Here is a 5,627-nt window from a genome sequence, read left to right on the forward strand (position 1 = left end):
TACCGTCGCGCTGCCCCTCTCCCGACCCGGCCTGACGGCCGGCCCACCCTCCCCCGCAGAGGGGGGAGGGAGAGGTGCGCGCGTGGCCGGCTGCTGCCCTCACCCCACCGACATCCGCAGCGGGGGCGCCACCTCCGGCGGCAGGGGCGAGACGTAGCCGGCGGCGCCGACCCGGCGGGCGAGGTCGGCCTTGGCGGCCTCCCGCAGGGCCGGATCGGTGAGCGCCAGGGCGCCGGTGGCGGCCATCGCCTTGGCGACCTGGACCATCGCCTTGTGGGCCGCGGGGCTGCGCCCCTGGGCGACCACCTGCCAGGTGTGGAACGGGGTTCCGATCGCCACGGTCGGCGCGTGGGCCTGCACCGTCGGCACCACCCAGCTCACGTCGCCGACATCGGTGGAGCCCACCGCCGGGTTGCGCGGGGCGTCGCGCGGGACCAGGAAATCGGCGAGCGGTGCCTCCGTGCGGGGCAGTCCGATGGCGCGGAACACGGCATCGATGTCGCCGTCGCTGAGCGTCCCCCGGATCGCGTCGGCGAAGGCCCGGTCGGCCGCGTCGAAATGGGGCGGCCCGAGCTCCTCCATGACGCCGTGGAGCGCCTGCTCCAGCGGGTCGTTGCCGAGCAGGTTCGAGACGGCGCTGACGATCCGCACCTCGACGCTGGTCTCGGTCATCAGGGCGGCGCCCTCGGCCACCTTCTTCACCCGCTCGACCAGGGCGAGCATCCCCGGCAGGTCCCGCGCCCGGATCGAGTAGCGCACCCGGGCGCTCGCCTGGACGACGTTGGGGGCGATGCCCCCGGCGTCGAGATAGGCGTAGTGCACGCGTGCGTCGGAGGGCATGTGCTCGCGCATGTAGTTCACGCCGACGCTCATCAGCTCCACCGCGTCCAGCGCCGAGCGGCCGAGATGCGGGGCCGCCGCCGCGTGGGCGGTCCGGCCGGTGAAGATGAAGTCCGCCCGTGTGTTGGCGAGCGCCACCGGGGGCGCCACCTCCCAGAAGCTGCCGGGATGCCAGGATATCGCGATGTCCGCATCCGCGAAGGCGCCGGCGCGGACCATGAACGCCTTGGCGGCCCCGCCCTCCTCGGCCGGGCAGCCGTAGTAGCGCACGCGGCCGGGGGTGCCGGTCTCGGCCAGCCAGTCCTTCACGGCGGTGGCGGCCAGCAAAGCCGCCGCCCCGAGCAGGTTGTGGCCGCAGCCATGGCCGTGGCCACCGGCCTCCACCGGCCGGTGCTCGGCCACGCCCGCCTCCTGCGACAGGCCCGGCAGCGCGTCGTACTCGCCCAGGAAGGCGATGACCGGACCGCCCTCTCCGGCCTCGCCCATCACCGCCGTGGGGACGCCCGCGACCTGCTCGGTGACGCGAAAACCCTGGTGGCGCAGCTCCGCCGCGTGCTCGGCGCAGGAGCGCTCCTCCGTGTAGCAGACCTCCGGCATGCCCCAGACGCGCTCGGACAGGGCGATCAGCCGCGCCTTCTGCGTGTCCACGTGGCGCCACACGGTGTTGCGGTTGTCCATCGGGTCGTCTCCGAGCGTGTCTCGCGTCGATGCGCACCCATAGCGGGTGCGGCGCCCTGCGTGTCCGACCCGTCATGCAGGCCCGGGGCCAGGCTGCCGAGCCCCGGCGACGACGTTTCGCCCCAAGCGTAACTGGCGCGCCCCTTGCCAAGGGCCTTGCCAAAGCCGCACCCAGAAGGATGCTGTGCGGGTCGCGGCGACAATCAGGGATCGATGCATGGACGAGCGGGATCTGCGCGGGCTCATCGGGCGGGTGAAGTCCGGGGACCTGTCACGGCGCGGCTTCGTGCAGCGGATGCTGGCGGTCGGCCTCTCCGCGCCGATGGCCGGGCTGATGCTGGCCGGGAACGGGGTGGCGATGGCCGCCGACATCCGCGCCGGCTACAAGCCGGCCAAGGCCGGCGGCGGCGGTGCGCTGCGCCTGCTCTGGTGGCAGGCGCCGACCCTGATCAACCCGCATTTCGCCATCGGCACCAAGGACCAGGAGGCCTCGCGGATCTTCTACGAGCCGCTGGCGGCCTGGGACGCGGACGGCAACCTCGTGCCGGTGCTGGCCGCCGAGATCCCGTCCAAGGAGAATGGCGGGCTGGCCGCGGACGGCCGCTCGGTGGTCTGGAAGATCAAGCCGGGCGTCACCTGGCACGACGGCAAGCCGCTCACCGCCGACGACCTCGTGTTCACCTGGGACTACGCCCGCGATCCGGCCACCGCGGCGGTCACGATCGGCTCCTACAAGGACTGCAAAGTCGAGAAGGTCGACGACCTCAGCATCCGGATCCTGTTCGACAAGCCGACGCCGTACTGGAGCGATGCCTTCGTGGGTACCGTCGGCATGGTGATCCCCAAGCACTTGTTCGCCGCCTATACCGGGGCCAAGTCCCGGGAGGCGCCCCAGAACCTCGCCCCCGTGGGCACCGGCCCGTACCGGTTCCTCGAGTTCCGGCCCGGCGACATCGTCCGCGGCGAGCGCAACCCGAACTACCACCTGCCCAACCGGCCCTATTTCGACACCATCGAGATGAAGGGCGGCGGCGACGCGGTCTCGGCGGCGCGCGCGGTGCTCCAGACCGGCGAGTACGACTACGCCTGGAACCTGCTCGTCGAGGACGAGGTGCTCAAGCGCCTGGAGACCGGCGGCAAGGGCCGGGTCGACGTCGTCTACGGCGGCAAGCTCGAGTTCCTGCTGCTCAACACCACCGACCCGAACGTCGAGGTCGACGGCGAGCGCTCCTCGCTCAAGACCAAGCACCCCGCCTTCTCCGACCCGAAGGTCTGCCACGCGATGAACCTCCTGGTCGATCGCAAGTCGATCCAGGACTACATCTACGGCCGCACCGGCCGGGCCACGGCCAACTCGGTCAATGGCCCGGAGCGCTTCGTCTCGAAGAACACCAGCTTCGCGTTCGATCCGGCCAAGGCCAACGCGCTCCTCGACGAGGCCGGCTGGGCGAAGGGCTCGGACGGCGTGCGGGCCAAGGACGGCAAGCGGCTGAAGCTGCTGTTCCAGACCTCGATCAACGCCCCGCGCCAGAAGACCCAGGCGATCATCAAGCAGGCGGCGGCCAAGGCCGGCATCGAGATCGAGCTGAAATCGGTCACCGGCTCGGTGTTCTTCTCCTCCGACACCGCCAACCCGGACACGTTCCCGCATTTCTACGCGGACATGGAGATGTACGCGATCAGCATGACCCAGGCCGACCCCTCGACCTGGCTGCTCCAGTACGTCTCGTGGGAGGCCGCCACCAAGGAGAACAAGTGGCAGGGCCGCAACATCGCGCGCTGGCGCAACGCGGATTACGACGCGGCCTACAAGGCCGCCCAGGCCGAGCTCGATCCGGTCAAGCGCGCCGCCCTGCTGATCAAGGCCAACGACCTCGCGGTCTCGGAGAACATCCTGCCGCTGATCCACCGGGCCGAGGTCTCGGGGGCCGCCGCCAAGCTGGTGGCGCCGCGCAGCGGCTGGGACAACGACCTGGCGTTCTTGCCCGAATGGAGCCGGGAGGCCTGAGCGGGAGACGCGCGCCGAGAGTCGAGGCACACCAATGGGCGCCTACATCCTGCGCAGGCTCTTGATCGCGATCCCGAGCCTGCTCGGGATCAGCCTGATCCTGTTCGTCGTCCTGGCGCTCGCGCCGGGCGACCCGTTCGGCGAACTCGCCGCCAACCCGAACGTGCCCCCGGAGGTGCGCGCGGCCCTGCGGCTCAAGTTCGGGCTCGATGACCCGATCTTCACCCGCTACCTGCGCTGGCTCTGGGCGATGCTGCACGGCGACTGGGGCTTCTCCTTCGCCAGCCGGGTGAACGTCGACACGCTGATCCTGCAGCGGCTGCCGACCACCCTGTTCGTGGTCGGGTCCTCGCAGGTCCTGGCCCTGCTGGTGGCGGTCCCGGTCGGCCTCTACGCCGCCCGCCGGCCCTACTCGCTGGCCGACCAGGTCGCCAACACCCTGGCCTTCGTGGGCTTCTCGCTGCCGACCTTCTTCACCGGCCTGCTGTTCATCCTGCTGTTCTCGATCAAGCTCGGCTGGCTGCCCTTCGTCTACCAGGCCGACCTGCCCGGCACCGGGCTGGCCTGGGCCTGGGAGAGCGTGCGGCAGGCGATCATGCCGGTGGCGGTGCTGGGCTTCTTCCAGGCCGCCTCCTACACCCGCTACGTGCGCGCCTCGGCGCTGGACGTCGCCCGCCTCGACTACGTCACCACCGCCCGGGCCAAGGGGCTGACCGAGGGTACGGTGACCCGCCGGCACATCGCCCGCAACGCCCTGATCCCGGTGGTGACGCTCGTCGCCCTCCAGATCCCGGCGGTGTTCGGCGGCGCCATCGTCACCGAGCAGATCTTCCGGATCCCCGGCATCGGCTCCCTGCTGATCGACGCGATGCTGGCCAACGACACCCCGGTGGTGATGGCCGTGACCTTCGTGTTCGCCGGCCTCGTCGTCCTGTTCAACCTCGTCGCGGACCTGCTCTATGGCTGGCTCGACCCTCGCATCGCCCTCCGTTGAGGCGCCACCCCTCGCCCGCGCTCCGGCCTCGCCCGGGCGGGAGACCTGGCGGCGCTTCCGCCGGCACCGGCTGGCGCTGGCGAGCGTCGCCGTGCTGGCGGTGCTGGTCGGCGGCGTGCTGTTCGGCGGCCTGATCTGGCCGCTGGCCATCGACGACATCGACTTCTCGGCCCAGCTCCAGGGGCCGTCCTGGGCGCACCCGTTCGGCACCGACGACCTCGGCCAGGACCTGCTCGCCCGGATGATCTACGGCGGCCGGATCTCGCTCGCGGTGGGCTTCGCCGCCATGGCGGTGGCGAGCCTGATCGGGGTCGTGGTCGGGGCGCTGGCCGGCATGTCGCGCCGCCTGCTCGACCCGGCCCTGATGTGGCTGACCGACCTGTTCCTGTCGCTGCCGCAACTGCCCCTGCTGCTCCTGGTGATCTACCTGTTCCGCGACAGCCTGAAGGCCGTGTTCGGGGTCCAGGGCGGCGTCTTCTTCATGATCGTCGCGGTGATCGGCGGCCTGCGCTGGATGCCGGTCGCCCGGCTGGTGCGGGCGCAGTTCCTGACGCTCCGCGAGAAGGAGTTCGTCGAGGCGGCCCGCTCGCAGGGCGCCACCACCGGGCACCTCGTGCGCCGCCACATCCTGCCGAACGCGCTCGGGCCGGTGATCGTGGCCGCCTCCATCGAGGTCTCGGCGGCGATCATCGCGGAATCCACGCTGTCGTTCCTCGGCCTCGGCTTCCCCCCGGACATCCCGACCTGGGGCCGGCTGCTGTTCGACGCCAAGGACCATCTCGACGTCGCCCCGCACTGGGCGCTGTTCCCCGGCGGCGCGATCTTTTTGACGGTCCTGTCGATCAACTTCATCGGCGACGGCCTGCGCGACGCCCTCGACCCGCGCCGGGTTTTTTGAGGTGGGGCGGCGCAGCTTCGAGAGCGGCCAGATCGCCGTGCGCCTTCCCTCCCCCCTCTGCGGGCAGGGGAATCGCATTTGGCAGCGGGGTCTTTCGGCGAAGCGCGAACTGGATTCTTTAAGGTCTCCTGGAGCACGGGAGATCCTGCATGGGCGGTCTGGGTGTGTTTTTCGCGGCGGTTCCGGATCCTCGGTCCGGCAATGCGCGG

At 71.1% G+C, this 5,627-nt stretch carries 4 protein-coding genes; 3 read left to right on the forward strand and 1 reads right to left on the reverse strand.

Annotation, left to right across the window (positions count from 1 at the left end; translation table 11 throughout):
- Nucleotides 1-99 precede the first annotated feature (99 nt).
- Nucleotides 100-1,518, reverse strand: coding sequence for a M20 family metallopeptidase (locus FV233_RS27845; protein WP_147899459.1), 1,419 nt, complete (start codon nt 1,516-1,518; stop codon nt 100-102).
- Between the two features lie 217 nt (nt 1,519-1,735).
- Between FV233_RS27845 and FV233_RS27850 the strand changes: the two genes are divergently transcribed.
- Genes FV233_RS27850 through FV233_RS27860 form a run of 3 tightly spaced genes read left to right on the forward strand, consistent with a single transcriptional unit; the run spans nt 1,736 to nt 5,418 of the window.
- Nucleotides 1,736-3,526, forward strand: coding sequence for a peptide ABC transporter substrate-binding protein (locus FV233_RS27850; RefSeq protein WP_147899460.1), 1,791 nt, complete (start codon nt 1,736-1,738; stop codon nt 3,524-3,526).
- Nucleotides 3,527-3,560: 34 nt separating this feature from the next.
- Entirely contained in the window at nt 3,561-4,520 is a 960-nt protein-coding gene (locus tag FV233_RS27855) for an ABC transporter permease (protein ID WP_147855769.1), read from the forward strand.
- Nucleotides 4,486-5,418, forward strand: coding sequence for an ABC transporter permease (locus FV233_RS27860; protein ID WP_147855768.1), 933 nt, complete (start codon nt 4,486-4,488; stop codon nt 5,416-5,418). Before FV233_RS27855 ends, FV233_RS27860 begins: the two co-directional genes overlap by 35 nt.
- The last annotated feature ends 209 nt before the right edge of the window (nt 5,419-5,627 follow it).

It is taken from the genome of Methylobacterium sp. WL7, assembly GCF_008040085.1.
Classification (GTDB): domain Bacteria; phylum Pseudomonadota; class Alphaproteobacteria; order Rhizobiales; family Beijerinckiaceae; genus Methylobacterium; species Methylobacterium mesophilicum.

What these genes read in the sequence shown, in the direction of transcription:
- FV233_RS27850 (WP_147899460.1), top strand. Translation starts at nt 1,736, where the DNA reads ATGGACGAGCGGGATCTGCGCGGGCTCATCGGGCGGGTGAAGTCCGGG.
- FV233_RS27860 (WP_147855768.1), top strand. Translation starts at nt 4,486, where the DNA reads ATGGCTGGCTCGACCCTCGCATCGCCCTCCGTTGAGGCGCCACCCCTC.
- FV233_RS27855 (WP_147855769.1), top strand. Translation starts at nt 3,561, where the DNA reads ATGGGCGCCTACATCCTGCGCAGGCTCTTGATCGCGATCCCGAGCCTG.
- FV233_RS27845 (WP_147899459.1), bottom strand. Translation starts at nt 1,518, where the DNA reads ATGGACAACCGCAACACCGTGTGGCGCCACGTGGACACGCAGAAGGCG.